Source organism: Mangrovihabitans endophyticus (assembly GCF_014646155.1).
GTDB lineage: Bacteria > Actinomycetota > Actinomycetes > Mycobacteriales > Micromonosporaceae > Actinoplanes > Actinoplanes endophyticus.
This window is the reverse complement of the sequence record NZ_BMMX01000010.1, coordinates 69,732-93,861: the sequence shown is the minus strand read 5'-3', so window position 1 is coordinate 93,861 and position 24,130 is coordinate 69,732. Positions and strand designations below refer to the sequence as shown.

Here is a 24,130-nt window from a genome sequence, read left to right as displayed (position 1 = left end):
GTGCGGATAACCTGCATTGGTGCTCGTACTCGCACTGGACACCGCGACACCGGCGTCGGTCGCCGCGGTCGCCGAGGTCACCGACGACGGCATGCGGGGGCTCGCCGAGCGACGCACCGTCGATCCGCGCGCCCACGGCGAACTGCTCGCGCCGCAGATCAGCGCGACACTGGACGAGGCGGGCGTGCGGTTGCGAGAGGTCGGCGCGATCGTCGCCGGTCTGGGGCCGGGACCGTTCACCGGTCTGCGGGTCGGGCTGGTGACCGCGGCCGCCATCGGGCAGGCGCTGCGCCTGCCGACGTACGGCGTGTGCACCCTGGACGCGTTGGGCCGCACCGCCGGGCCGGGACGCGTCCTGGTCGCCACCGACGCCCGGCGGCGTGAGGTCTATGTGGCGACCTATCAGGACGGCGTCCGCGTCGGCGAGCCGGACGTGTGCCGCCCGGCGGAGGTGCGGGTCGACGCCGACCGTGCGGTGGGCGAGGGGGCGATCCGCTACAGCGAGGTCTTCGGGCTGCCGATCGACGAACGGGTGCAGTTTCCGCCCGGCGCGGCCCTGGTGGCGCTGGCCGCCGACCGGATCCGCGCCGGCGCGCCGGGCGAACCGTTGACCCCGCTGTACCTGCGTCACCCGGATGCCGTCGCCTCCGCTAGCCGCAAGCACGTCCTGCAGTGATCACCATCGAGCGTTTCCGCTGGTGGCACGTGGCCGAGGCGCTGCCCATCGAGGAGGACCTGTTCGGCGCGGAGAAATGGTCCGCCGGGATGTTCTGGAACGAACTGGCCCAGCGGCACTTCTACCGGATCGCGACGGACGGCCGGACCCTGTGCGGGTACGCCGGTCTGCTGATCGTCGACCATGAGGAGGCGTGGGTGCAGAACATCGCGGTGCGCCGTGACCAGCAACGCCGCGGCATCGGGCGGTTGCTGCTGGAGGCGCTGCTCGATGAGGCCACCGACCGGAAGGTGGCCAAGACGCTGCTGGAGGTGGCGGTGGACAACGCACCCGCCCAGCATCTGTACGCGACGTACGACTTCGAGCCGGTCGGCGTGCGTCGCGGGTACTACCAGCCCAGCAACACCGACGCCCTGGTGATGATGCGCAATGCCTGACGAACCCCTGGTCCTCGGCATCGAGACCTCCTGTGACGAGACCGGCGTCGGCGTGGTGCGCGGTCACACGCTGCTGGCCGACGCGCTGGCGTCCAGCGTGGACCAGCACGCCCGGTTCGGTGGTGTGGTGCCCGAGGTGGCCAGCCGGGCTCACCTGGAGGCGATGGTCCCGACGATGCAGCGGGCCCTCGACGAGGCGGGCGTGACGCTCGCCGACGTGGACGCGATCGCGGTGACCGCCGGGCCGGGCCTGGCCGGCGCCCTACTGGTGGGGGTCGCCGCGGCGAAGGGCTACGCGTTGGCCGCGGACAAGCCCGTCTACGGCGTGAACCACCTGGCCGCGCACGTGGCGGTGGACACTCTGGAACACGGCCCGCTGCCCGAGCCTGCCGTGGCGTTGCTCGTCTCCGGCGGGCACTCCTCGCTGCTGCGGGTGGACGATCTCACGGCCGGCGTCACGCCGCTGGGCGCGACCATCGACGACGCCGCGGGCGAGGCGTTCGACAAGGTGGCCCGGCTGCTCGGCATGGGCTTTCCGGGCGGCCCGGCGATCGACCGGGCGGCGCGCGACGGTGACGCCGGGGCGATCGCCTTCCCGCGGGGGCTGACCGCGCCGAAGGACCTGGCCGCGCACCGCTTCGACTTCTCCTTCTCCGGGCTGAAGACCGCGGTCGCGCGGTGGGTCGAGGCCCGGGAGCGCGCGGGCGAGCCCGTTCCGGTGTCCGACGTGGCCGCCGCGTTCCAGGACGCCGTCTGCGACGTGCTCACCGCGAAAGCGATCGACGCTTGCCGTACGCATGGTGTGCGAACCCTGGTGATCGGCGGTGGCGTGGCGGCCAACTCCCGGCTGCGGGTGCTGGCCGAGCAACGGGCCGCCAAGGCCGGGATCCGGGTGCGGGTGCCGCGGCCGGGCCTGTGCACCGACAACGGCGCGATGGTGGCGGCGCTAGGCTCGCGGTTGGTCGCGGCCGGTGTGGCGGCCAGCCCGCTCGATCTTCCGGCGGACTCCGCCATGTCATTGACCACGGTCGCTGTCGCAGGGTAGGAAGCGAGAATGATCGCACGCATGTGGGAGGTGCGGGCCGCCCGCAGTGGCTTCGACGAGCTGCTGAGTTGGGTCTGCGACGAGGCGTTGCCCAAGCTTGAGGTGTTGCCTCAGCACGTGTCGAGCGAGGTGTTCTCGTCGACCGACCAGCGGATCGTGGTGATCTCCCGCTGGCGTCACACGCCGGAGGCGCTGCCCGGCCCGCCGACGCATCTGATCGCCCGGTCGCCGCACGTGTGGGATTTCACGCCGGTCGACCGCTGAGACGCCGAATGCAGGGGTCGTCCGGGCCGTCAGCGCAGGGCCATCACGACCACCAACAGCACCAGCGCCACGATCGCGACGCCGAACACCAGGGGCAGCTCGCGGTGATCCTTGGGGGTCGGCTCGGTGGCAGGCTCCGCGGGCAGGTCGCTGAGGACGGCGGCGAGGTCGTGCAGGGTCCGTGCGCCGTAGACCGCTTCGACCCGTGTGGTGAACTCGTCCAGCGTCAGCCGGCCCTCGCCGGTGTGCCGTTCCAACGAGGCCACCGCCCGCTGCCGGTCCTCGTCGGACGCCCGGATGTCCATCGCCGCATGCTACGCCCCCGCCGCACGGCACCACCCGGGTCAGGGCGGCCACCGTCCGGTCCCCGGGACATGCGTCCCCGGACATGCCGAAGGCGCGCCGCCGGGGAGGGCGACGCGCCTTCACGCGTGGAACGACCGGTCAGAAACCGGGGCCGTGCTGGTGGCCGTGGCCACCGCCGGCCGGCGCCGCCTCGGGCTCGGTCGGCTTCTCCACCACGAGGCTTTCCGTGGTGAGCAGCAGCCCGGCGATCGAGACGGCGTTGGAGACCGCGTTGCGGGTCACCTTCACCGGGTCGATGATGCCGGCCGAGGCCAGGTCGACGTATTCGTCGGTGGCCGCGTTGAGGCCGTGGCCCCAGCCCAGGTCGGCGACCTTGCCGACCACGACGTAGCCGTCGTGACCGGCGTTCTGCGCGATCCAGCGGATCGGCTCGACCAGCGCCTTGCGCACGAGTGCGACGCCGGTGGCCTCCTCGCCGGTCAGGCCGAGGTCACCGTCCAGGACGGAGACGATCTGCGCGAGGGCGGCGCCGCCGCCGGGGACGGTGCCCTCCTCCACGGCCGCCTTGGTCGCCGCGATGGCGTCCTCGATGCGGTGCTTGCGCTCCTTCATCTCGACCTCGGTGGCCGCGCCGACCTGGATCACCGCGATGCCGCCGGACAACTTCGCCAGGCGCTCGCCGAGCTTCTCGCGGTCCCAGTCGGAGTCCGAAGCCTCGATCTCCTTGCGGATCTGCGCCACCCGGTCGTCGACCTCGGACTTGCGTCCGCCGCCGTCGACGATGGTGGTGTTCTCCTTGTCCACGACCACGCGCCGGGCGGTGCCGAGCATCTCCAGGGTGACCTGGTCAAGCTTGTAGCCCAGCTCCGGCGCGATCAGCTCGCCGCCGGTGGCGATCGCCATGTCCTGCAGCATCGCCTTGCGCCGGTCACCGAAACCCGGGGCCTTCACGGCTGCGACCTTCACGGTCTTGCGCAGCGCGTTGACCACCAGGGTGGACAGTGCCTGCCCCTCGACGTCCTCGGCGATGATCAGCAGAGGCTTGCCGGACTGCAGGACCTGCTCCAGCAGCGGCAGCATCTCCTCGATGGAGGAGATCTTCTGCGTGCTGATCAGGATGTACGCGTCCTCCAGGACGGCTTCCTGCGACTCGGAGTCGGTCACGAAGTTCGGCGAGATGAAGCCCTTGTCGAACTGCAGGCCCTCGGTGACCTCCAGCTCGGTGTTCAGCACCGAGCCTTCCTCGACGGTGATCACTCCGTCGCGGCCGACGCGGTCCATCGCCTCGGCGATCAGCTCGCCGATGGTCGCGTCCTGGGCCGAGATGGTCGCCACGTTGGCGATCGCCTTGTGGTCGTTGACGCTGACCGCCTTGTCCAGCAGGGCCTTGGAGACGGCCTCACCGGCGGCGTCCATGCCGCGCTTGAGCGCGATCGGGTTGCCGCCCGCGGCCACGTTGCGCAGACCATCGCGCACCAGCGCCTGGGCGAGCACGGTGGCCGTGGTGGTGCCGTCGCCGGCCACATCGTTGGTCTTGGTCGCGACTTCCTTGACGAGCTGGGCGCCGAGGTTCTCGTACGGGTTGGTGAGCTCGATCTCCTTGGCGATGGTGACACCGTCGTTGGTGATCGTCGGCGCGCCGAACTTCTTGTCGAGGACGACGTTGCGGCCGCGCGGGCCGAGAGTGACCTTGACCGTGTCGGCGAGCGCGTTGACGCCGTGCTCCAGCAGGTGCCGGGCGTCGTCGGAGAAGCTGAGAATCTTCGCCATTTATGGTCCCTTCACGCACCGCCGCCCTGGACCGGTGACCCGGGCCAGGGCGGTCAGCACTGTCAGTGAGGTCTTACTTCTCGATGACCGCGAGGACGTCGCGGGCGGAGAGCACCAGGTACTCCTCGCCGGCGTACTTCACCTCGGTGCCGCCGTACTTCGAGTAGAGGACCGTCTCGCCGACCTTGACGTCAACCGGGATCCGGTTGCCCTTGTCGTCGATGCGGCCGGGGCCGACAGCGAGGACGGTGCCCTCCTGCGGCTTCTCCTTGGCGGTGTCGGGGATCACGATGCCCGACGCCGTGGTCGTCTCAGCCTCGTTCGCCTGGACCACGATGCGGTCCTCAAGCGGCTTGATCGCAACCTTGGTCGCGGTAGTCACGGGCATACCCTCCTGGGGCACTTGATGTCGTCGCCGGCCGCCGGAACGGCCGGCCTGATGCCTCATGCCACACAGGCGGGGCCGTCGTCGCGGGTGCCGGTCCGCCTGGTGCTCAGCCGTCCGTCCGTACGGGCCGGGCGGCTGGCACCCTCGTGGTGAGAGTGCTAAGTCGGAGACTAGGCCGGAACTAGCACTCCGTCAACCAGAGTGCCAGCGCGTCGTACCCGCGAGAATGACCGTGTGGATGTGCACCTGTTGACCTCGTTGCGAACCCCGGCCGGCGACGACGCGCTTGCCGCGGCGGCTGCGGTTGCCGGGGGAGATCCGCTGGTCGCGGCGTCCGCCCTGCGCGCCCGCGGCGTCCCGGCGGACCTGGCCGCGGCGGCGCTCACCCAGGTGGATCTGCGCGGCCGGGCGGCCGGCAAGTTCGGGCCGGATGCGGAACGGATGTTCTTCACCCGTACGGGACTGGAGCAGGCGACCCGTCGGTCGGTGGCGGAGCGCCGGGCCGCCCGGCTTGCCGCCGCGGGCGTCCGCACGATGGCCGATCTGGGATGTGGGCTGGGCGCGGACGCGTTGGCTGCGGGGCGCGCCGGGATCGCCGTGCATGCGGTGGACGCCGATCCGCTGACCGCGGCGGCGGCGCGCGCGAACGTCGCCGCCTGCGGCCTGAGTCACCTGGTTCGGGTGGACTGTGCGGATGCCACCACGGTCGAGGTCGAGCGCTTCGACGCGGTGTTCGCCGATCCGGCGCGTCGGCGTGCCGGGCGGGGCCGGGTGTTCGACCCGCGGGCCTGTTCGCCGCCGTGGGATTTCGTGCTCGCGCTGGCCGGGCAGGTGCCGCGTACGGTGCTGAAGCTCGCGCCGGGCATCGATCACGCCCTGATCCCGCCGGGTGCCGAGGCGGAATGGGTGTCCGACGGCGGCGATCTGGTGGAGGCGGCGTTCTGGTTCGGCCCGCTCGCCGCCGCGCCGCGCCGGGCGGTGCGGTTGCCGGCCGGGCGGGAACTCACCGGTACCGGCGCCGCCCGCCCACCGTGCGGTGCCCCGGGCAGCTACCTGTATGACCCGGACCCGGCGGTGGTCCGTGCGCACCTGGTCGCCGAGTTCGCCGAGACGGTCGCCGGCCGGCTGGCCGACCCGGACATCGCGTACGTCTATGCGGACGTCCCGGCGGACACGCCGTGGGCCCGGCGCCTGGAGGTGGCCGAGGTGATGCCGTTCTCGCTGAAGCGCCTGCGCGCCACGTTGCGCGATCGCGGCGTCGGCCGGGTGGAGATCCGCAAGAGGGGGTCTGCCGTGGAGCCCGAGCGGTTGCGCCGCGACCTGCGGTTGTCCGGTCCGAACCCGGCGTCGCTCGTGCTGACCCGGGTGGCCGGCGATCCGGTGGTGTTGCTGTGCCGGGAAGGCTCCGTGCGGGCGGCGAATCGAGGCGAGTAGCGTGCCGCCCCATGGCGAAGAAGGCGTCCGGTACGCCCGCCACCGCGCTGCTGACCGAGCGCCAGGTGGCGCATGGTCTGCACCCGTACGAGGTCTCGCCGGACGCGGCGAACTACGGGGCGCTGGTGGCCGCGGCGCTCGGCGTAGCGCCGGAGCGGGTGTTCAAGACGTTGATCGCCGACGTCGACGGGGCGTTGGTGGTCGCCGTCGTACCGGTGACCGGTGACGTCGATCTGAAGTCGCTCGCGCAGGCGGTGGGCGGCAAGCGCGCGGCGATGGCGGACCGGGCCGTCGCCGAGCGCAGCAGCGGGTACGTGCGTGGCGGCATCAGCCCGCTGGGGCAACGCCGTCGGCTGCCGACAGTAGTGGACGAATCTGCGCGTACTTTGACCGAAATGTACGTTTCAGCCGGAAAGCGTGGATTGCAGGTATCCCTTCATCCGGACGTTCTCGTCCAATTGACGGACGCAACCTGGGCGCGAATTCGGACATAAATCCCTATAGTGCCTCATCGTTACTATACCGTTACGATATCCGGCAGATCTTTCTCTCACGATCCGGCAGATTGGGCCGTTGGCGTGACTTAGCGTCACGTTGTGGGGCACGCCTGGCGATTGGTTAAGCGTGGCATGGGGGCGCTGTGCAGGCCGAAGAGCCTGTGTCACGCCCATGTTGCCGGATTGTTATGCCGGACAACAAAAAGCCGCGGCAAGACTTCTTGTGTAACCCGGCGCTACGGGAATACGTTGCCGGGCACAACAAACTGCTCCTAGATCCACTGGCGTCCTGGGGAGCTACCCCTCCCGGCAGCGTCCAGCGAATCCGACGAAGGCCCGGATTTACCCGAAAGGACATACGGAATGCGTAAGGGAATGCTTGCCCTTGCCGCGGTTGGCCTGCTGGCCACCGGCAGCATGGCGGCGTGTGGTGACGACAGCGGCGACACCAGCACCGGCAGCAGCGGCGACTCGTCGTCGGCCGGCATGGTCGGCGTGATCCTGCCGGACACCAAGAGCTCGCAGCGGTGGGGCACCGACGACCCCAAGTTCCTCAAGCAGGCGTTCGACGCGGCCGGCGTCCAGGCGGACATCCAGAACGCGCAGGGCGACAAGACCCAGTTCCAGACGATCGCCGACGGCATGATCTCCCAGGGCGTCAAGGTCCTGATGATCGTCAACCTGGACTCCGGCACCGGTAAGGCCGTGCTGGACAAGGCGAAGAACGCCGGCATCGCCACCATCGACTACGACCGCCTGACCCTCAACGGCGGCGCGGACTACTACGTCAGCTTCGACAACGTGGCGGTCGGCAAGCTGCAGGGCGAGGGCCTGGTGCAGTGCCTCAGCGACAAGGGCTACGACAAGCCGGTGGTGGCCGAGCTGAACGGCTCGCCGACGGACAACAACGCCACCCTGTTCAAGCAGGGCTACGACTCCGTCCTGCAGCCGAAGTACGACTCGGGCGAGTTCGTCAAGGGCCCGGACCAGTCGGTTCCGGACTGGGACAACGCCCAGGGCGGCACGATCTTCGAGCAGATGCTCACCCAGAACCAGAAGATCAAGGGTGTGCTCGCCGCCAACGACGGCCTCGGTAACGCGGTCATCTCGGTGCTGAAGAAGAACAAGCTCAACGGCCAGGTCCCGGTCACCGGCCAGGACGCCACCGTGCAGGGCCTGCAGAACATCCTCGCCGGCGACCAGTGCATGACCGTCTACAAGGCCATCAAGCAGGAGGCCGACGCCGCCTCCGAGCTGGCCATCGCGCTGGCCAAGGGTGAGAAGCCCACCACCGCCACCGGCACCACGAAGGACCCGGAGTCGGGCAAGGACGTCCCCTCCGTACTCCTGCAGCCCAAGTCGATCACCGCGTCCACCGTCAAGGACGTCATCGCCGACGGCTTCGTGACCAAGGAGCAGGTCTGCACCGCGCAGTTCGCGGACGCCTGCAGCAAGAACGGCATCAGCTGACCTGACAGACCGGGGGTACGCCCCCAGACGGCTGACGACGGTGCCGCTCACGCCCTCGACGGCGTGGGCGGCACCGGACGTACGCCCACCCCCCACTCCGGTCACTAGAAAAGGAGAACATCCGTGGCCGCGACACCTCTTCTGGAGCTGCGCGGGGTCAACAAGAGTTTCGGCCCCGTCCAGGTCCTGCATGACGTCGGTCTCGATGTCTATCCCGGTGAGGTCACCGCGCTCGTCGGCGACAACGGCGCCGGCAAGTCGACGATGGTGAAGTGCATCGCCGGTATCTACACGATCGATGCGGGCACGGTGACCTACGAAGGCCGGAAGGTGGCGATCCACAGCCCCCGGGACGCCTCCGCGCTCGGGATCGAGGTCGTCTATCAGGACCTCGCACTCTGCGACAACCTGGACATCGTTCAGAACATGTTCCTCGGCCGCGAGAAGATGAGCGGCGTGGTGCTCGACGAGCCCACCATGGAGCAGATGGCCGGAGACACCCTCGCCGGCCTTTCCGTGCGTACCGTGAAGTCGCTGCGGCAGCTCGTGGCCAGCCTGTCCGGCGGCCAGCGGCAGACCGTGGCCATCGCCAAGGCCGTGCTGTGGAACAGCAAGGTGGTGATCCTCGACGAGCCGACCGCCGCGCTCGGCGTCGCGCAGACCGCGCAGGTGCTGGAGCTGGTCCGGCGGCTTGCCGACAACGGCCTCGGCGTGGTGCTGATCTCGCACAACATGAATGACGTCTTCGCCGTCTCCGACCGCATCGCCGCGCTCTACCTGGGCCGGATGGCCGCGCAGGTGAAGGCCACCGACGTGACGCATTCCCAGGTGGTGGAGCTGATCACCGCGGGCCGCAGCGGCAACCTGGGCCTGCCGTCCGAGTCGTCGAACGGGAACGGCTACGCCGACATCACGCCCTCGGGAGACGAGCGATGAGCACAACCACCACGCCCGCCGAAACCGGCAAGCCCGAGGTGGCCAAGCCGACGGCGGCCAGCCACCTGAACGCGTACTGGCGCCGGGTCCGCGGCGGTGACATCGGCAGCCTGCCGGCCATCCTGGGCCTGATCGTGCTGTGCCTGATCTTCGGCTCCGCGCGCGAGACCTTCGTCAGCGCGCTGAACTTCGCCAACCTGTTCTCGCAGAGCGCGCAGGTCATTTTCATCGCGATGGGTCTGGTCTTCGTCCTGCTGCTGGGCGAGATCGACCTGTCCGCCGGATTCGCCAGCGGTGTGTGCGGCGCGATCATGGCGATCCTGCTGGCCGACCACGGCTGGCCGTGGTGGGGCGCGATCCCGGCGGCGATGCTCACCGGCGTGGTGATCGGCTTCATGCTCGGTCTGCTGGTGGCCAAGCTCGGCATCCCGTCGTTCGTCGTGACGCTCGCCGCGTTCCTCGGCTTCCAGGGCGTCCTGCTGCGGCTGCTGGGCGGCGGCAAGAACATCTCGATCAACAACTCGTTCGTGCTCAAACTGGCCAACAGCAACCTGTCGGTGACGATGAGTTGGATCATGGTGATCGTCGCCGTGCTCGGTTACGCCGCGGTGCAGTTCAACCAGATCCGCAGCCGGGCGTCGCGTGGCCTGGTCACCGACCCGCTCGGCATCGTGCTGATGCGCATCGGCGGGCTGGCCGTGCTCCTGGTGGTGGCCACCGCCGTCCTGACCCACGAGCGCAGCATCAACCCGGCGATCAACTCGGTGCGGGGCGTGCCGATCGTCGCCCCGATCATCGCGGTCTTCCTGATCATCTGGACCTTCGTGCTGGGCCGCACCCGGTACGGCCGGCACGTGTACGCCGTCGGCGGCAACAGCGAGGCCGCGCGCCGCGCCGGTATCCCGGTCGACCGCATCCGCATCTCGGTGTTCGTCATCGGCTCGTTCATGGCCTCCATCGGCGGCATCCTGATCGTCAGCCGGGCCAACTCGGTCGACCCCAACACCGGCGGCAGCAACATCCTGCTCTACTCGGTCGGCGCGGCCGTGATCGGCGGCACCAGCCTCTTCGGCGGCAAGGGCAAGGTGATCAACGCGGTCATCGGTGGCGCGGTGATCGCGGTGATCGACAACGGGATGACCCTGATGGGTTACGCGGCCGGCACCAAGTACATCGTCACCGGTCTGATTCTGCTGGTCGCGGCCAGCGTCGATGCGCTGTCCAGGCGCAGAGCGGCATCATCCGGGGCCCGATGAGCCACCCCATCCTGGGCGAGGGGACGGCACGCTGATGCGGGCCGGCCCCAGCCAGGAGGAGGTCCGTCGGCACAATCTCGGCACGCTGTTGCGCTACGTGCATGTGCACGGCGCCACCTCCAGGGCGGAACTCACCAGCCGGCTTGGCCTGAACCGCAGCACCATCGGCGCGCTCACCACGGAGCTGAGCGGCGCCGGGCTGGTCTCCGAGGAGACCCCTCGGGAGACCGGCCGGGCCGGACGACCGTCGCTGGTCGTCCGGCCGCAGTCGGCGCGGGTCTACGCGTACGCGATAAGCATCGAGGTCGACCGGCTCCGGGCTGCGCGCGTCGGCCTGGGCGGACGCATCCTGGATCGCCGGGAGACCGAGCGGCCGCGCGGCATGCCGTTCGAGGACGCCATCCGGCCGTTGGCCGGCTTCGTGCGGGAGATGCGCAAAGCGGTTCCGGACGATGCGCGGTACGTGGGCAGCGGGCTGGCCGTGGCCGGCATGGTGCGCCGCGCCGACGGCATGGTCCGGCTGGCACCGACCATCGGCTGGGTGGAGGAACCCGTCGGTGAGGTGCTCGGCGCGGAACTCGGCGACATCGGCATGCTGACCGTGGGCAACCACGCCGACGTCTCCGCCCTGGTCGAGCACAGCCGCGGTGCCGCGGTCGGCCTGGACAACGTCATCTACCTGTACGGCGACGTGGGCGTCGGCAGCGGCATCATCGCCGGTGGGCGCCGGGTCACCGGTCACGGCGGATACGGCGGCGAGGTCGGCCACATGGTGGTCAATCCGCAGGGCCGCCCCTGCAGTTGCGGCTCACGCGGGTGCTGGGAGACCGAGATCGGCGAGTACGCGCTGCTCAAACACGCCGGACGAGAAGCCGACAGCGGTCGCGAGGCGGTGCTGAACGTGGTGGAGGCCGCGATGCGCGGCGACAGTCAGGCGCAGCGCGCGGTCCGGCACGTGGGGGACTGGCTCGGATTCGGCGTGGGCAACCTGGCCAACATCTTCAACCCCGAGGCGGTCATCTTCGGCGGGACGCTGCGCGACATCTACCTGGTCGCGGCCGCGCAGATCCGCAGCAGGCTGAACGCCATCGCGCTGCCCGTGTGCCGGGAGCACATCCGCCTGCGCACCCCGGAGCTGGGCAACGACGCGGCCCTCATCGGCGCGGCCGAACTGGCCTTCGAGCATCTGCTCGCCGATCCGCTGCTGAGCTGAGACGCGTACCCGGGTTCCCGGTGCGCGGCGGGCCGCCCGGCGCTCATTAACCTGTGTCGGGAAGGGCAAGGCAGGCGACACAGGGAGCGAGGCCGCGGTGATCGTTGTCGTGGAGGGGCCGACCGCTGCGGGGAAGACGACATGGTGCCGGCGACACGTCGGCCGGTTCGTCGCGGGGTACGCCCGGACCGGCAAGGAACCGGCCGACGGCCCGGCACTGGCCCGGCACTGGGCGCGGGTGGCGATGCGCCGCTGGGCCGAGGCGGAGGAACTGGAACGCCTCGACGGCGTCGCGTTCTGCGACACCGACCCGATCCGGCTGCACTACGCCTGGGGGATGGCGGCGCTGGGCCTGGCCCCGCGAGCGCAGTTCGATCGGGAACTGGCCGTGGTGCGGGTCGCGATGCAGACCGGGCGTCTCGGGTTCGCCGATGCCGTCCTGGTCGGCCTGCCGGACGTGGCCACGCTGCAACGCCGCCGCGACGAGGACCCCACCCGGCGGCGCCGCAACTTCGCCACCCACGTGCAGCTCCGCGAGCCGCTGCGCCAGTGGTACGCCACCCTGGACGCGCTGGACCCCGGACGGGTGCACTGGGACCTGCCGACGGACGGCACGCCGAAGCTGCCCGAGCCACGGCCGGAGCGGTCGTCGGTGGCGCTGCTCGACGCGCTGGTCGAGGCGTTGCCCCCGCTGCGTACCGCGGTGCCGGAGTAGGCCGCGGGGCGTAAGCGAGCCGTAAGGTCATCCGCCCGCGGCCGGGGCAGGATGGTTCGGGTGAAGCTTTCCGTACGTGCCGGGCTGTCCGGTGTGGCGGCTGCCGCCGTGGCGCTCGGGTTGGCCGAAGTCGTCGCGGTGCTCGCCGGCCCGCTGTCCGCGCCGCTGCTGGCCGTCGGTGGCGTGGTGGTGGACAACGTCCCCGGGCCGGTGAAGGACGTCGGCGTCGCGGTCTTCGGCGTGCACGACAAGACGGCACTCATCACCGGTACGGCGATCCTGCTCGCCGCCTACGCGTGGGGGCTGGGCGTGGTGGCGGTCCGCCATTGGCGGCTGGCGCTGGCCGGCATCGCGCTGTTCGGGCTGATCGGCGTGCTGGCCGCGGTCACCCGGCACGACGCGGGGGCGCTGGCCGCGCTGCCGTCCGTGGTGGGCGCCGCGGTGGCCGTACCGGTGCTGCACCTGCTGCTGCGCCTGGCCGTGCCCGGCCGGGGTTTCGTCCCGGAGGATCCGGCGAGCTCGGCGGACGCGGACCCGGCGGCGTCCCGGCTGGATGCCGAGGACCGGCGGCGGTTCCTGCGGGCGCTGGGTGTCGCGGCGGCGGCCACCGCCCTGGGCGGGATCGGCGGTCGCCTGCTGACCTCAAGCCGGGCGGTGACCCAGGCGCGGCAGGCGGTCCGCCTGCCGGAGCCGGCCGCCCCGGCGCCCCGCGTCCCGGCGGCGGCGCAAGCGCGCGGCGCGGTGGCGTACGTGACCTCGAACGACGACTTCTACCGGATCGACACCGCGCTCTACCCGCCGCAGATCGACCCGTCGACATGGCGGCTGCGTGTGCACGGCATGGTGCGCAACCCGATCACCCTCACCTGGGACGAGCTGCTGCGGCGACCCATGGTGCAGCGGTACGTGACGCTCGCCTGCGTCTCGAACGAGGTCGGCGGTGACCTGATCGGCAACGCGTTGTGGCTAGGCACGCCGATCAAGCAGCTACTCGACGAGGTTCAGCCGCTGCCCGGCGCCGACCAGGTGGTGCAGCGTTCCTCGGACGGCTGGACGTGCGGCAGCCCGACCGCGGTCCTGCGCGACGGGCGTGACGCCTTGCTCGCGGTGGGCATGAACGGCCGGCCCCTGCCCGTCGAGCACGGTTTCCCGGTACGCGTGGTGGTCCCCGGCCTCTACGGGTACGTGTCGGCGTGCAAATGGATCACCGAGATCGAACTGACCCGGTTCGCCGATTTCGATGCGTACTGGGTGCCGCGCGGGTGGTCGCAGCGCGCGCCGGTCAAGACCGAGTCGCGGATCGACACGCCGCGCGACGGCGCGTCCCGAACGGCCGGGACGGTGACCGTGGCCGGGGTGGCATGGGCGCAGCACCGCGGCATCGACCGGGTCGAGGTGCAGGTGGACGACGGGCCCTGGCAGACCGCGACGCTGGCGTCGACCGTGTCGGCGGACACCTGGCGGCAGTGGAGCTGGCAGTGGCCGGCCACGGCTGGCGAGCATTCGGTCCAGGTGCGGGCGACGGACGCCACCGGGGAGACCCAGACGAGCACGCCGGCCCCGCCGGACCCGGACGGAGCGACCGGATATCACCGCGTCTCGGTGACGATCACCTGACGGCGGTGCCGGCCCGGCGCCCCCAGGCTCGGCCGCGTCGGTGCGTGGGGGCCTGGCCACCGTCGAACTGGCCGCGCACTCCGCAAACCCGCACGTACGGTGCGACGGGCTGGGCAAAGTCGCTCATACGGTTTCCGCATGTTCACCGATGCGGTTGAAGAATCATCGAACATGCCGACCCGGCCCCCGTCCGGAGGCCGAGCCGTGAGCTGTGTGGTGACGTCGCGCGTCGGGCGGCGTCAGGCGGCAGGCGCCTGCCGTTGGGCGGGCACCGCAGTCTTGTGGGGCCGGCCCAGGCGAGCTTCGAGCCGGGGCAGGTCGACGCGTCCGTGACGGCGGTCGGCGAGGTCCTCCCAGCCGACCGCGAGCAGCCGCAGCCGCTCCGTCTCGCTGAAACCTCCCCAGACTCCGTACGGCTCGCGAACGGCCAAGGCGTGCGCGGCGCACTCCGCCCGGACCGGGCAGGCGCCGCACAGGGATTTGGCCTTGGCCTCACGGCGATTGCGGGACGATCCGCGCTCGCCGTCGGGGTGGAAGAACTGAGCGCTGTCACGTCCCCGGCATCGGCCGAGTCGCTGCCAGTCCCACAAGTCAGCGATGGGCCCGGGAAGTCTACGAACGTTCGACATCAACAGCCTCCTCCCGCGCGGCACCGCGGAGTGTCGTCCATGGGGGGCCTGACTCAGGCCTGCCGCGGGTGTACCCCGGTCTTCCGGGGCTCACACCCTCCTGATCGATGTCTTCACAAACCCGTCTCCCACGGAGGCGACGTGTCACCCCTATTTTCCTAATTTTCCATCTAAAGCGCGTAATGCTGCGGCCCTCGCGTGATCTCCTCTGAGAGAGAAGGAGGATCACTGTGCGTACCGTCCTCGTGTGCGTCCGTACCCCCATGGCGGCCCAGACCGTCGCGTCCACCGCGGCCCGGCTCGGCTTGACCGGGGTGGTCCGGACGGCGGTCAGCGAGACCGAGGCCATGATCCGATTGGCCGAAAGGCCGTCCGAGGTGGTCTTGGCCGACACCGCCGTGACCCGTCCCGACAGCGTCGGCTTCACCCGGCGCGTCCTTTCCCGTGCACCGCAGGCACAGGTTGTGCTCTTCGGCGCCGAAGACCCGAGGGTGGCCGCAGCCACCGTCGCGGCCGGTGCCCGCGGAGTGATCCGCGGTGTGGAACACGACCTGGTCAGCGTCGTCGCCAAGGCGCTGATCTTGCTCCTGCTGCCGGCCCGTCCCCAGCAGGGCATGCCGATCAACAGCGCCAATGCCCAGCCGGCCACGGTGGCCGGCGGCGTCCGCAACGCCAACTCGGCGGCCACCCGCGGGCAATACCGCGACGGCGGCCCGGTCGGCTCACCGAACAGCGGCGCCGTCCCGGCGATGCTGCCGAACTCGCCCATGGTCCCGGTGCAGCGCGGCGACGCGGTCGACCCGGCAACCGGGCGGCCGGCAGTCTGGCCGGGAAACGAGGCCACCCAGGTCGGCGTGGCCGAGGCGGTCCCGGCGGGGCGGCGGCTCACCCTGACCGAGCGCGAGTTGCAGGTGCTCCGCGGCATGGCGGACGGCAAGAGCAACGCCGAGATCGGGCGAGAACTGTTCGTGTCCGAGGACACGGTCAAGACCCACGCCCGGCGGCTCTTCCGGAAGTTGGGAGCCCGCGACCGGGCGCACGCCGTGGCGGCGGGGTTCCGGGCGGGCTTGGTGGCCTGACGATCGGTAGGGCGTTGTTGACGGCGGGGGTGGCCGTCAACGCCCGACGTCAGCGCAGGTAGCCGGCCGGCACGCCCGCGGGCGTGTCCCCGGGGGCGTGCCCCCCGCGGGCGTGCCCCGGCAGGCGTGCCCCCCGCAGGCGTGCCCCCTTCAGGGGCGCCCGCCGGTCGGCCAGCCCCCCGCACCGTCGATCTTGGACTTTGTGTGCCCGTTTCGGTGCACCGAAAGCGACTTGTCCGACCGGAAACCGCAAGATCGCCGGGGTGTGCGGGTGAGCGGTCGATCTTGGACTTCGCGGTCCGGCAAGTCGGGAATGGCGCACCAAGTCGGGCACACAAAGTCCAAGATCGACGGCGCGGGGGCTGGCCGACCGGCGACGGTGCGGGAGCTGGCCGACGGCGACGGTGCGGGAGCTGGCCGACCGGCGGCTGAGCGGGGTCGACGGTGCCTGGGCGGGGTCGACGGGGCCGGGCGGAGGGTCGACGGGGCCGGGCGGAGGGTCGACGGGGCCGGGCGGAGGATTGAGGTGCCGCAGGGCGGGAGTCAGGACTGCGCGTCGTCGTCGGTGCCCTCGGTCAGGGTGTCGTGCACGCCGTCGGCGTAGCCGCGCGCGTACTCCCAGGAGACGTAACGGTCCGGGTCCGGGTCGTACGCCGGCTCGTGCACTCGCGGCTGCCCGGAATGGAGCAGGTGCCGCAGGTTGCCCCGCAGCAGATCCCAGTCGAAGTAGTGCGGCTCGTGGCAGTCCTCGCACTCGATGACCAGCCCGCGGATGCCCGTGGGACTCAGCAACGCCTGGTAGATCTCCAGGTCGGAGAGGTCCTCGAGCACGTCCTGCCGCTCCGCGTCGGTCAGCGGGTCCGGGTCGGCGTCGCCGCCCTGATCCTCGAGCTCCGCGGCCGGGTCGGCGGGGTCGCCGTTGAACGGGTCGATCGGTTCGTCCTGCACATGGACACCGTACCCACCCCGGGTGCCGATGTGGTGGCCCGCACGTCTTGTCCGCCTGCGCGGATGCCGTACGCGTGATGAGTAGGATGAAGAACCCGCCTCGCCCGACAAGGATGATCCGTGGACATCGAGTCTGCCCGCAGCGTGCCCCTTGGCCTCACCTTCGACGACGTCCTCCTGCAGCCCGGCGCATCGGACGTGGTGCCCAGCCGGGTCAACACGGTCTCCCGCCTGACCCGCAATGTGGATCTTGCCGTGCCACTGTTGTCCGCCGCGATGGACACGGTGACCGAGGCGAGGATGGCCATCGCGATGGCCCGCCAGGGCGGCATCGGCGTGCTGCACCGCAATCTCTCCGCCGAGGATCAGGCCGCCCAGGTCGACCTGGTCAAGCGTTCCGAGTCCGGGATGATCACCAACCCGGTGACGTGCAGTCCCGAGGACACCCTGCGCCAGGTCGACGCGTTGTGCGGCAAGTACCGCATCTCCGGCGTGCCGGTGGTGGACGCCGGCGGTGTGCTGGTGGGCATCGTGACCAACCGGGACATGCGGTTCGTCACCGACGACAGCGCCAAGGTGCGCGACGTCATGACGAAGATGCCGTTGATCACCGCCCCGGTGGGTGTCGGCAAGGACGAGGCGTTGGGCCTGCTGCAGCGCCACAAGGTGGAGAAGCTGCCGCTGGTCGACGAGCAGGGCCGGCTCAGCGGCCTGATCACGGTGAAGGACTTCACCAAGAGCGAGCAGTACCCGGATGCCACCAAGGACGCCCAGGGCCGGTTGCGGGTGGCCGCCGCGGTCGGGGTCGGCGATGAGTCGTACAAGCGGGCGCGTTCCCTGATCGACGCCGGTGTGGACGTGGTCATCGTGGACACGTCGCACGGCCACCAGCGCCAGGTGCTGGAGATGATCGCGCGGCTGAAGAAGGAGACCGGCACCGATATCGTCGGCGGCAACGTGGCGACGTACGCGGGAGCCAAGGCGATGGTCGAGGCCGGCGCCGACGCGGTGAAGGTGGGTGTGGGTCCCGGCGCGATCTGCACCACCCGGATCGTCGCGGGTGTGGGCGTACCGCAGATCACGGCCGTGATGGAGGCGTCGCGGGCCTGCCGGCCGGCCGGTGTGCCGGTGATCGCGGACGGCGGGGTGCAATACTCCGGCGACATCGCGAAGGCGATCGTGGCCGGCGCCGAGACGGTGATGCTCGGCGGCCTGCTGGCCGGCTCCGAGGAGAGCCCCGGCGATCTGATCTTCGTGAACGGCAAGCAGTACAAGTCGTACCGCGGCATGGGCTCGCTAGGCGCGATGCAGACGCGCGGGCAGGTCAAGTCGTTCTCCAAGGACCGCTACTTCCAGCACGACGTGCCGGAGGAGAAGCTGGTGCCGGAGGGCGTCGAGGGGCAGGTGCCGTACCGCGGACCGCTGGCCCGGGTGATGGGCCAGCTCGTCGGCGGGCTGCGGCTGTCGATGGGGTACGCGGGCGCGGAGACCATCGCGGAGTTGCAGGAGCGTGGCGCGCTGATCAGGATTACCGCGGCGGGTCTCAAGGAAAGCCACCCGCACGACATCCAGATGACCGTCGAGGCCCCGAACTACCACTCCCGCTGAGAAGCTGAGGGACAAGGCCCCGAACCACCACCGCAGCGAAGGGGATCGGCCATGCGTGACGTCGTGGAGATCGGCATGGGGAAGACCGCGCAGCGCGGCTACCACCTCGACGACATCGCGATCGTGCCGTCGCGGCGCACCCGCGACGTCGACGACGTGTCGACCGAGTGGCGTGTGGACGCGTACCCGTTCCGGATTCCCTGCGTGGCGCACCCGTCGGACGCCACCATGAGCCCGGCCAGCGCCGTCGAGCTGGGCAAGCTCGGCGGCCTGGGGGTGCTCAACGCGGAGGGCCTGTGGACCCGCTACGAGGATCCCACCAAGATCCTCGAAGAGCTGGCCGCGCTGGGCGAGGAGGCGGACGCCACCAAACGCCTCCAGGAGGTGTACGCCGAGCCGATCCGCCCCGAGCTGATCGCCGAGCGCGTCGCCACCATGCGCGAGGGCGGCGTGACGGTGGCTGTCCGGGTCTCCCCGCAGCACACCCTGACGCTCGCCCCGGTGGTGCTGGACGCCGGCGTCGACCTGCTGGTCATCCAGGGCACGCTCGTCTCGGCGGAGCACGTGTCCAGCACGGACGAGCCGCTGAACCTGAAGGAGTTCATCGCCGACCTCGACCTCCCGGTGATCGTGGGCGGTTGCACCGACTACAAGACCGCCCTGCACCTGATGCGCACCGGCGCGGCCGGTGTGATCGTCGGCGTCGGCGCCGACGAATGGTCCACCACGGACACCGTGCTGGGTATCCGGGTGCCGATGGCCACCGCTATCGCGGACGCGGCGGCGGCCCGGCGGGACTACCTGGACGAGACCGGCGGCCGGTACGTGCACCTGATCGCCGACGGGGGGATCTCCACCAGCGGCGACATCGCGAAGGCGATCGGCTGCGGCGCGGACGCGGTGATGCTGGGCGAGCCGCTGTCGCTGGCCGAGGGAGCGCCCGCGGGCGGTGCGTGGTGGCACTCCGCGGCCAGCCACCCGAAGCTGCCGCGCGGCGGATTCTGCATCGCCGGCGAGCCGGACGGCACCCTGGAGGAGATCCTGTACGGCCCGGCGACTCGCCCGGACGGCCAGTCGAACCTGTTCGGCGGCCTGCGCCGGGCGATGGCCAAGTGCGGCTACAGCGATGTGAAGGAGTTCCAGAAGGTCAGCCTGGTGCTGGACCGCTGACGGCGCGGACGGGGGGATCGGTGCGCAACGCCGCGGCCTGCGCGGTCGCGGTCGCGCTGCTGCTCGGCGGATGCACCGGCGGCGATGACGGCACGGCGGGGGCCACGACGCCCCGGCCCGGTGCGGCCGGGGCGGGCGACCCGTACTTCCCGACGTACGGCAACGGCGGGTACGACGTACGCGGATACGATCTCGATCTGCGTTATGACCCGGCGGCCGGCCGGCTGACCGGGACCGCGACGATCACCGCCGTGGCCACGCAGGGACTGTCCCGCTTCAACCTCGACCTCGCCCACCTCACCGTGACCCGGGTGACCGTCGACGGCACGACTGCCCGCGCCCGCCAGGAGGGCCGGGAACTCGTCGTGACGCCCGGCACCGGCATCGCCGACGGCGACCGGTTCATCGTGGTGGTGGCGTACGGCGGCACGCCCGCCCCGATCGACAACGAGTTCCTCGGCAAGGGCGGCTGGACGCGTACCGGGGACGGGGCCTTCGCGGTGGGCGAGCCGGAATCGGCGAGCACCTGGTTCCCGGTCAACGACCATCCCTCGGACAAGGCGACGTTGCGTCTGGCCATGACCGTTCCGGAGGGATTGCAGGCGATCGGCAACGGTATTCCCGGCGAGCGCACCACGGCCGGCGGCTGGACCACGTGGCGCTGGACGGAATCGTCGCCGATGGCCAGCTATCTGGCCACCGTGGTGATCGGCAAGTACCGGATACGCAGCGGCACCCTGCACGGCAAGCCGATGGTGACCGCGGTGCCGGAGACGCTGCCGCAGGACGGCCCGGCCGCCCGGTCGATCGCCCGCACCGGCGAGATCGCCGACTTCCTCACCGGCCGGTTCGGCCGCTACCCGTTCGACGCGTACGGCGGGGTGGTGATCGACGACGACCGGATCGACTACGCGCTGGAGACGCAGACCCGCCCGGTGTACGGCGACACGTTCTTCGGCCGCGGGCCGAACAGCACGGTGGTCGCGCACGAGCTAGCGCATCAATGGTTCGGCGACAGCGTGTCGGTGGAGCGCTGGCGCGACATCTGGCTCAACGAGGGCTTCGCCACCTACGCCGAGTGGTTGTGGGACGAGCACGAGGGCACGCGGACGGTGCAACAGAGCTTCGATGCCGCGTACGAGCGGATGGACTGGTCGATCCCGACCGACGATCCGGGGGTGCCGCACCTGTTCGGCCAGGCCGTCTACCAGCGGGGTGCGATGGCCCTGCACGCGCTCCGCCGCACCATCGGCGACCGGGCGTTCTTCGGCCTGCTGCGGTCGTGGCCGGCGCGGCACCGCGACGGCAACGTGACGACCGCGCAGTTCGTGACGGCCGCCGAACGTGCCGCCGGGGGCCGGGATTTGAGCGGCCTGTTCGACGCGTGGCTCTCCGGGGACGGCCCGCCGCCGCGTCCGTGACCGTCCGGTTCAGTCCCGGTCGACCGGGTTCAGTCCTTGTTGACCAGGGCGGGGTGGTCGCTCAGGTACGCCTCGGCGCGCCCGTCGTGGAGGGCCTTGAGGAATCCGGTGCCCTCCGAGGTCAGCTCCTCGCCGATGTAACCGCCGTGGTGATAGACGGCGTCGCCGGGAAGCCCGACCAGGGTCAGGTTCCGTGGGTCCAGGTCGCGCAGCGCGTACGCGTATTCGAGGGGGCCGCGCCCGCCGACGTACACCAGGCTGTCGCCGAGCGCGTCGATCACCGGGCGCAGGCGTTCCGGGGCGGTGGCCAGACCGGCGTCGCGGGCCTTGCTGAGCAGCGCCTTGACGAGTTGCCGCTGGTGACGCTGGCGGGTGTAGTCACCGCCCGGGGTGTAGCGCTGCCGCGCGTAGTCGAGCGCTTGCCACCCCTGCAAGGTGCGGGTGCCGGGCAGATAGGTGGCCTGCGGTCCGAGATATCCGCCGCCGCCCGGCCGTAGGGTGCGCCGAGACCCGTCCGGCTGCCGGTGAATGGACACCACCTTCTGGTCGATGGTCATGGTGACCCCGCCCAGGGCGTCGGTGAGCCGGGAGAGCCCGCCGAAGTTCAGGATCGCGCCCGCCTGGAACTCGTCGATCCCGGTGTAGTCGGACACCACCGTGGTGAGTAGCTCGTAGCCCTGTTCGACGCTGATCCGTTTCGAGCCGGGCACCCGGGATCCCAGGCTCATCGCCTCGGTGATCTTGTGACGGCCGCCGCCGAACCCGGCCTTCGCGTACGCGGGCATGTCCACCCGCAGGTCGCGAGGCAGCGAGAACAGATATCCCGACCGCAGATCGGCCGAGACGTGCAGCAGCATCAGCGCGTCGGCGTGCGGTTCCCAGTCCGGAACGTTCACCCGGGTGTCGACGCCGATCAGCAGAAGGTCGAGCGGGCCCTCGATGTCCGCGCCGGGCGGTGGCGCGGGGCTGGTCGACGGGGCCGCGGCGGTCGGTGCGGGGGTGCCGGGGGCGGCGGCCGGTGATTCGGAGCGCGCGGCCAGGGCCACGGCAATGCCGGTGCCGGCCAGCGTCACCGCCACGACGCCGACTGCCACCCACATGATCCGCCTGGTTCGCATCCCGCACACAGTAAGCGACGTCTATGCGCTGCTCAACGCCTCGGCAGCGGTCCGTCTGGCTCGGCTACCGGAGCGCAACCCGGCGGGCACTGAGGTTGCCACCCGACGCCTTGACGGTGGACGGCACTGCTGTCGGGAAGTGCGGGGGGAACGTTCATGCGCAACGGCGCGATCAGGCGGTTCGGGATCGGTCTGCTGGCGGGGGGTCTCGTGGCGACCGCGTATCCGGCCGCCGCACACGCCGCGCCCGCACCCGACCCCGAGCCGGTGTCGCTGATCGTCGGGTTGCGGCACGACGCGGACGTGGTCGACCGGCTCACCGACGACGACGTGGACGTGTTGGACAGTGAGGAGATCGGTGACGCGGTGGCGGTGGACGTCCCGGCCACCCAGGTCACCGATGCCGCGGCGACGCTGCGGGCGGACCCGGCGATCGCCTACGTGGAGCCGGACCACACGGCACGCGTCGCCCGGACCACGCCGCGTGATCCCGGGTTCCGCAGCCAATGGGGCGCGGTCCGTGCGGACGTGGACGATGCGTGGGACCTGACCCGTGGCGTCGGCGGCGTGGTGGTGGCGGTGGTGGACACCGGCGTCAAGCCGCTGCCCGATTTCGCGTCCCGGCTGCTCACCGGGTACGACTTCGTCAACGAGGACAGCAACGCGTACGACGACAACGGCCACGGCACGATGGCCGCCGGGGTGCTCGCCGCCAGCGGCAACAACGGCACCGGTGTCGCCGGCATCTGCTGGTACTGCAAGATCCTGCCGGTCAAGGTGCTGGGCGCGGACGGTGTCGGCTCGTACAGCGACATCGCCGAGGGCATCCGGTACGCGGCGGACCGCGGCGCGAACGTGATCAACCTGTCGCTCGGCGGCTCGGCGGACAGCCAGTTGCTGCGCGACGCGGTCGACTACGCGACCGGCCGGGGTTCGCTGGTGATCGCCGCGGCCGGTAACGCGGGCAGCTCGCAGCGGCACTATCCGGCAGCGATCCCGGCCGTCCTGGCGATCGGCGCCTCCACCTCCGCGGACACCCGCTACTCGTGGTCCAACTACGGCAGCGACTGGGTGGACCTGGCGGCGCCGGGGTGCAACCCGGCGCAGGACGTCGGCGGCCGGATCGGCTGGTTCTGCGGCACCTCCTCGGCCACCCCGTTCGCCGCGGGCGTGGCGGCGCTGCTGGCCTCCACCACTCCGGAGCCGGGCCCGGCCGTCATCCGGGAGGCGATGGAGTCGTCCGGCCGGGCGCTGTCCGGCGGCTGGACCGGAGCCGGGCGGGTGGACGCGGACGACGCGCTGCGGGCGCTGCCGTTCTGGTTGTCCGGGGTGAGCAAGCCACTGACCGTGGGCAACTCCCTCACGCTGCGTCCGCACGTGGCGTCGGCCTCCGGCATCACCGAGGTGGTCGCGGAACTCGACGGCGACGTGCTTGCCACGTCGACCGCGGAGCCCTGGACGCTGCGGGTGAACACCCGGGCGGTGACCGGTTCGGCGACGCTGACGGTGACGGCCAAGGCCGGGTCGACGGTGCTGGCCACCGCTGCGGTACGGATCACCGCCGACCACACCGGGCCGCGGGTGGCGTTCGTGGCGCCTCGCCGGGGCGCCCTGGTGCGCGGCGTGGTGCGGGCCGGCGCCCGTGCCTCGGACCCGGCGGGGATCAGCAAGATCCAGCTCGTGGTCGGCGGGCGCGTGGTGTCCACCGACACCACCTGGCCGTACCAGTTCACCTGGAAATCCGGGTCCCGCAACGGGCGCATCACGCTGATGCTGCGGGCGTTCGACCGGCTCGGCAACGTGAGCCGGGTCAGCCAGGTGGTGACCCGCGACAACGCCCGTCCGTCCGCGCGCATCCTGGGCGGCCCGGCGAGCGGACGGAAGGTCCGGGGCACCGCGCGGCTGACCGTCCGCGGCTCCGACGCCAACCGGGTCGCGCGCATGGAACTGCTGGTCAACGGGCGGGTGGTGCAGCGCACCACGGCGAGCACCTACCGCTTCTCGGTGCCGACCTGGCGTTACGGGCGGCGAATGACGGTGCGGGTGCGCGTCTATGACCGTGCCTGGAACGCCGCCTACACCCCGACCCGGACGTGGTACCGCTGACGGGCCTGCGCGCCGACCGCACTAAAC

23 protein-coding genes are annotated in these 24,130 nt (G+C 71.1%); 17 read left to right on the top strand and 6 right to left on the bottom strand.

Going from position 1 to position 24,130, the window contains the following annotated elements; translation table 11 throughout:
• Positions 1–19: 19 nt before the first annotated feature.
• The 4 genes from tsaB to IEY73_RS13915 are packed head-to-tail and all read left to right on the top strand — an operon-like array spanning position 20 to position 2,422.
• Positions 20–676, top strand: coding sequence for a tRNA (adenosine(37)-N6)-threonylcarbamoyltransferase complex dimerization subunit type 1 TsaB (tsaB, locus tag IEY73_RS13930; RefSeq protein WP_189079617.1), 657 nt, complete (start codon positions 20–22; stop codon positions 674–676).
• On the top strand, positions 676–1,113 hold the full coding sequence (gene rimI / locus IEY73_RS13925) for a ribosomal protein S18-alanine N-acetyltransferase (protein WP_189079705.1): 438 nt from the start codon (positions 676–678) through the stop codon (positions 1,111–1,113). Before tsaB ends, rimI begins: the two co-directional genes overlap by 1 nt.
• Entirely contained in the window at positions 1,106–2,158 is a 1,053-nt protein-coding gene (tsaD, locus tag IEY73_RS13920) for a tRNA (adenosine(37)-N6)-threonylcarbamoyltransferase complex transferase subunit TsaD (protein ID WP_189079616.1), read from the top strand. Before rimI ends, tsaD begins: the two co-directional genes overlap by 8 nt.
• A 9-nt stretch (positions 2,159–2,167) precedes the next feature.
• Positions 2,168–2,422 carry a hypothetical protein gene (locus tag IEY73_RS13915; protein ID WP_189079615.1) on the top strand — a complete coding sequence of 85 codons (255 nt, stop codon included), beginning with the start codon at positions 2,168–2,170 and terminating at the stop codon, positions 2,420–2,422.
• A 29-nt stretch (positions 2,423–2,451) separates the two neighbouring features.
• Here IEY73_RS13915 and IEY73_RS13910 read toward each other — a convergent pair whose 3' ends face one another.
• The 3 genes from IEY73_RS13910 to groES all read right to left on the bottom strand — a co-directional run bounded on the left by IEY73_RS13910 (position 2,452) and on the right by groES (position 4,880).
• Positions 2,452–2,727: a DUF1707 SHOCT-like domain-containing protein gene (locus IEY73_RS13910; RefSeq protein ID WP_189079614.1), complete on the bottom strand. Its 276-nt coding sequence runs from the start codon at positions 2,725–2,727 to the stop codon at positions 2,452–2,454.
• A gap of 139 nt (positions 2,728–2,866) precedes the next feature.
• Positions 2,867–4,498 carry a chaperonin GroEL gene (gene groL / locus IEY73_RS13905; protein ID WP_189079613.1) on the bottom strand — a complete coding sequence of 544 codons (1,632 nt, stop codon included), beginning with the start codon at positions 4,496–4,498 and terminating at the stop codon, positions 2,867–2,869.
• Between the two features lie 73 nt (positions 4,499–4,571).
• A complete protein-coding gene (gene groES / locus IEY73_RS13900; protein ID WP_015619077.1) occupies positions 4,572–4,880 on the bottom strand; it encodes a co-chaperone GroES in 309 nt (102 codons plus the stop codon).
• 240 nt (positions 4,881–5,120) lie between these two features.
• Between groES and IEY73_RS13895 the strand changes: the two genes are divergently transcribed.
• From IEY73_RS13895 to IEY73_RS13860, 8 genes are all read left to right on the top strand, one after another.
• Positions 5,121–6,320, top strand: a complete 1,200-nt coding sequence (locus tag IEY73_RS13895; RefSeq protein ID WP_189079612.1) for a class I SAM-dependent methyltransferase — start codon at positions 5,121–5,123, stop codon at positions 6,318–6,320.
• An 11-nt stretch (positions 6,321–6,331) separates the two neighbouring features.
• The gene (ybaK, locus tag IEY73_RS13890) at positions 6,332–6,814 is read left to right on the top strand and encodes a Cys-tRNA(Pro) deacylase (protein ID WP_189079611.1); all 483 of its coding nucleotides are present in this window, start codon (positions 6,332–6,334) and stop codon (positions 6,812–6,814) included.
• Positions 6,815–7,180: 366 nt separating this feature from the next.
• Positions 7,181–8,287 carry a sugar ABC transporter substrate-binding protein gene (locus tag IEY73_RS13885; protein ID WP_189079610.1) on the top strand — a complete coding sequence of 369 codons (1,107 nt, stop codon included), beginning with the start codon at positions 7,181–7,183 and terminating at the stop codon, positions 8,285–8,287.
• Between the two features lie 123 nt (positions 8,288–8,410).
• On the top strand, positions 8,411–9,223 hold the full coding sequence (locus tag IEY73_RS13880; RefSeq protein WP_189079609.1) for an ATP-binding cassette domain-containing protein: 813 nt from the start codon (positions 8,411–8,413) through the stop codon (positions 9,221–9,223).
• A complete protein-coding gene (locus IEY73_RS13875; RefSeq protein WP_189079608.1) occupies positions 9,220–10,479 on the top strand; it encodes a sugar ABC transporter permease in 1,260 nt (419 codons plus the stop codon). Before IEY73_RS13880 ends, IEY73_RS13875 begins: the two co-directional genes overlap by 4 nt.
• A gap of 34 nt (positions 10,480–10,513) precedes the next feature.
• Positions 10,514–11,692 (top strand): ROK family transcriptional regulator, encoded by a 1,179-nt coding sequence (locus IEY73_RS13870; RefSeq protein ID WP_189079607.1) that lies wholly within the window; start codon positions 10,514–10,516, stop codon positions 11,690–11,692.
• 97 nt (positions 11,693–11,789) lie between these two features.
• Complete coding sequence (locus IEY73_RS13865; RefSeq protein WP_189079606.1) at positions 11,790–12,407, top strand: hypothetical protein; 618 nt, start codon at positions 11,790–11,792, stop codon at positions 12,405–12,407.
• Between the two features lie 60 nt (positions 12,408–12,467).
• Positions 12,468–14,024 (top strand): molybdopterin-dependent oxidoreductase, encoded by a 1,557-nt coding sequence (locus tag IEY73_RS13860; protein WP_229715821.1) that lies wholly within the window; start codon positions 12,468–12,470, stop codon positions 14,022–14,024.
• Between the two features lie 239 nt (positions 14,025–14,263).
• Here the strand turns inward: IEY73_RS13860 and IEY73_RS13855 are convergent, their stop codons facing one another.
• Positions 14,264–14,653, bottom strand: coding sequence for a WhiB family transcriptional regulator (locus IEY73_RS13855; protein WP_189079604.1), 390 nt, complete (start codon positions 14,651–14,653; stop codon positions 14,264–14,266).
• A 230-nt stretch (positions 14,654–14,883) separates the two neighbouring features.
• On the opposite strand from IEY73_RS13855, the gene IEY73_RS13850 reads away from it, so the two are divergent.
• Positions 14,884–15,732, top strand: a complete 849-nt coding sequence (locus tag IEY73_RS13850; protein WP_189079603.1) for a response regulator transcription factor — start codon at positions 14,884–14,886, stop codon at positions 15,730–15,732.
• A 543-nt stretch (positions 15,733–16,275) separates the two neighbouring features.
• Here IEY73_RS13850 and IEY73_RS13845 read toward each other — a convergent pair.
• Positions 16,276–16,680: a DUF5319 domain-containing protein gene (locus IEY73_RS13845; RefSeq protein ID WP_189079602.1), complete on the bottom strand. Its 405-nt coding sequence runs from the start codon at positions 16,678–16,680 to the stop codon at positions 16,276–16,278.
• A 120-nt stretch (positions 16,681–16,800) separates the two neighbouring features.
• Between IEY73_RS13845 and guaB the strand changes: the two genes are divergently transcribed.
• Genes guaB through IEY73_RS13830 form a run of 3 tightly spaced genes read left to right on the top strand, consistent with a single transcriptional unit; the run spans position 16,801 to position 20,879 of the window.
• Positions 16,801–18,288 carry an IMP dehydrogenase gene (guaB, locus tag IEY73_RS13840; RefSeq protein ID WP_189079601.1) on the top strand — a complete coding sequence of 496 codons (1,488 nt, stop codon included), beginning with the start codon at positions 16,801–16,803 and terminating at the stop codon, positions 18,286–18,288.
• Between the two features lie 51 nt (positions 18,289–18,339).
• Positions 18,340–19,458 (top strand): GuaB3 family IMP dehydrogenase-related protein, encoded by a 1,119-nt coding sequence (locus IEY73_RS13835; protein WP_189079600.1) that lies wholly within the window; start codon positions 18,340–18,342, stop codon positions 19,456–19,458.
• Between the two features lie 20 nt (positions 19,459–19,478).
• Positions 19,479–20,879, top strand: coding sequence for a M1 family metallopeptidase (locus IEY73_RS13830; protein ID WP_189079599.1), 1,401 nt, complete (start codon positions 19,479–19,481; stop codon positions 20,877–20,879).
• A gap of 29 nt (positions 20,880–20,908) precedes the next feature.
• On the opposite strand, the gene IEY73_RS13825 is transcribed toward IEY73_RS13830, so the two are convergent.
• Positions 20,909–21,997 carry an LCP family protein gene (locus tag IEY73_RS13825; RefSeq protein ID WP_189079598.1) on the bottom strand — a complete coding sequence of 363 codons (1,089 nt, stop codon included), beginning with the start codon at positions 21,995–21,997 and terminating at the stop codon, positions 20,909–20,911.
• Positions 21,998–22,153: 156 nt separating this feature from the next.
• On the opposite strand from IEY73_RS13825, the gene IEY73_RS13820 reads away from it, so the two are divergent.
• The gene (locus tag IEY73_RS13820) at positions 22,154–24,103 is read left to right on the top strand and encodes a S8 family serine peptidase (RefSeq protein ID WP_189079597.1); all 1,950 of its coding nucleotides are present in this window, start codon (positions 22,154–22,156) and stop codon (positions 24,101–24,103) included.
• The last annotated feature ends 27 nt before the right edge of the window (positions 24,104–24,130 follow it).

Coding starts and splice junctions, on each gene's coding strand:
- tsaD (WP_189079616.1), top strand. CDS start 1,106: ATGCCTGACGAACCCCTGGTCCTCGGCATCGAGACCTCCTGTGACGAG.
- IEY73_RS13915 (WP_189079615.1), top strand. CDS start 2,168: ATGATCGCACGCATGTGGGAGGTGCGGGCCGCCCGCAGTGGCTTCGAC.
- IEY73_RS13910 (WP_189079614.1), bottom strand. CDS start 2,727: ATGGACATCCGGGCGTCCGACGAGGACCGGCAGCGGGCGGTGGCCTCG.
- groL (WP_189079613.1), bottom strand. CDS start 4,498: ATGGCGAAGATTCTCAGCTTCTCCGACGACGCCCGGCACCTGCTGGAG.
- ybaK (WP_189079611.1), top strand. CDS start 6,332: ATGGCGAAGAAGGCGTCCGGTACGCCCGCCACCGCGCTGCTGACCGAG.
- IEY73_RS13885 (WP_189079610.1), top strand. CDS start 7,181: ATGCGTAAGGGAATGCTTGCCCTTGCCGCGGTTGGCCTGCTGGCCACC.
- IEY73_RS13875 (WP_189079608.1), top strand. CDS start 9,220: ATGAGCACAACCACCACGCCCGCCGAAACCGGCAAGCCCGAGGTGGCC.
- IEY73_RS13870 (WP_189079607.1), top strand. CDS start 10,514: ATGCGGGCCGGCCCCAGCCAGGAGGAGGTCCGTCGGCACAATCTCGGC.
- IEY73_RS13855 (WP_189079604.1), bottom strand. CDS start 14,653: ATGTCGAACGTTCGTAGACTTCCCGGGCCCATCGCTGACTTGTGGGAC.
- IEY73_RS13835 (WP_189079600.1), top strand. CDS start 18,340: ATGCGTGACGTCGTGGAGATCGGCATGGGGAAGACCGCGCAGCGCGGC.
- IEY73_RS13825 (WP_189079598.1), bottom strand. CDS start 21,997: ATGCGAACCAGGCGGATCATGTGGGTGGCAGTCGGCGTCGTGGCGGTG.
- IEY73_RS13820 (WP_189079597.1), top strand. CDS start 22,154: ATGCGCAACGGCGCGATCAGGCGGTTCGGGATCGGTCTGCTGGCGGGG.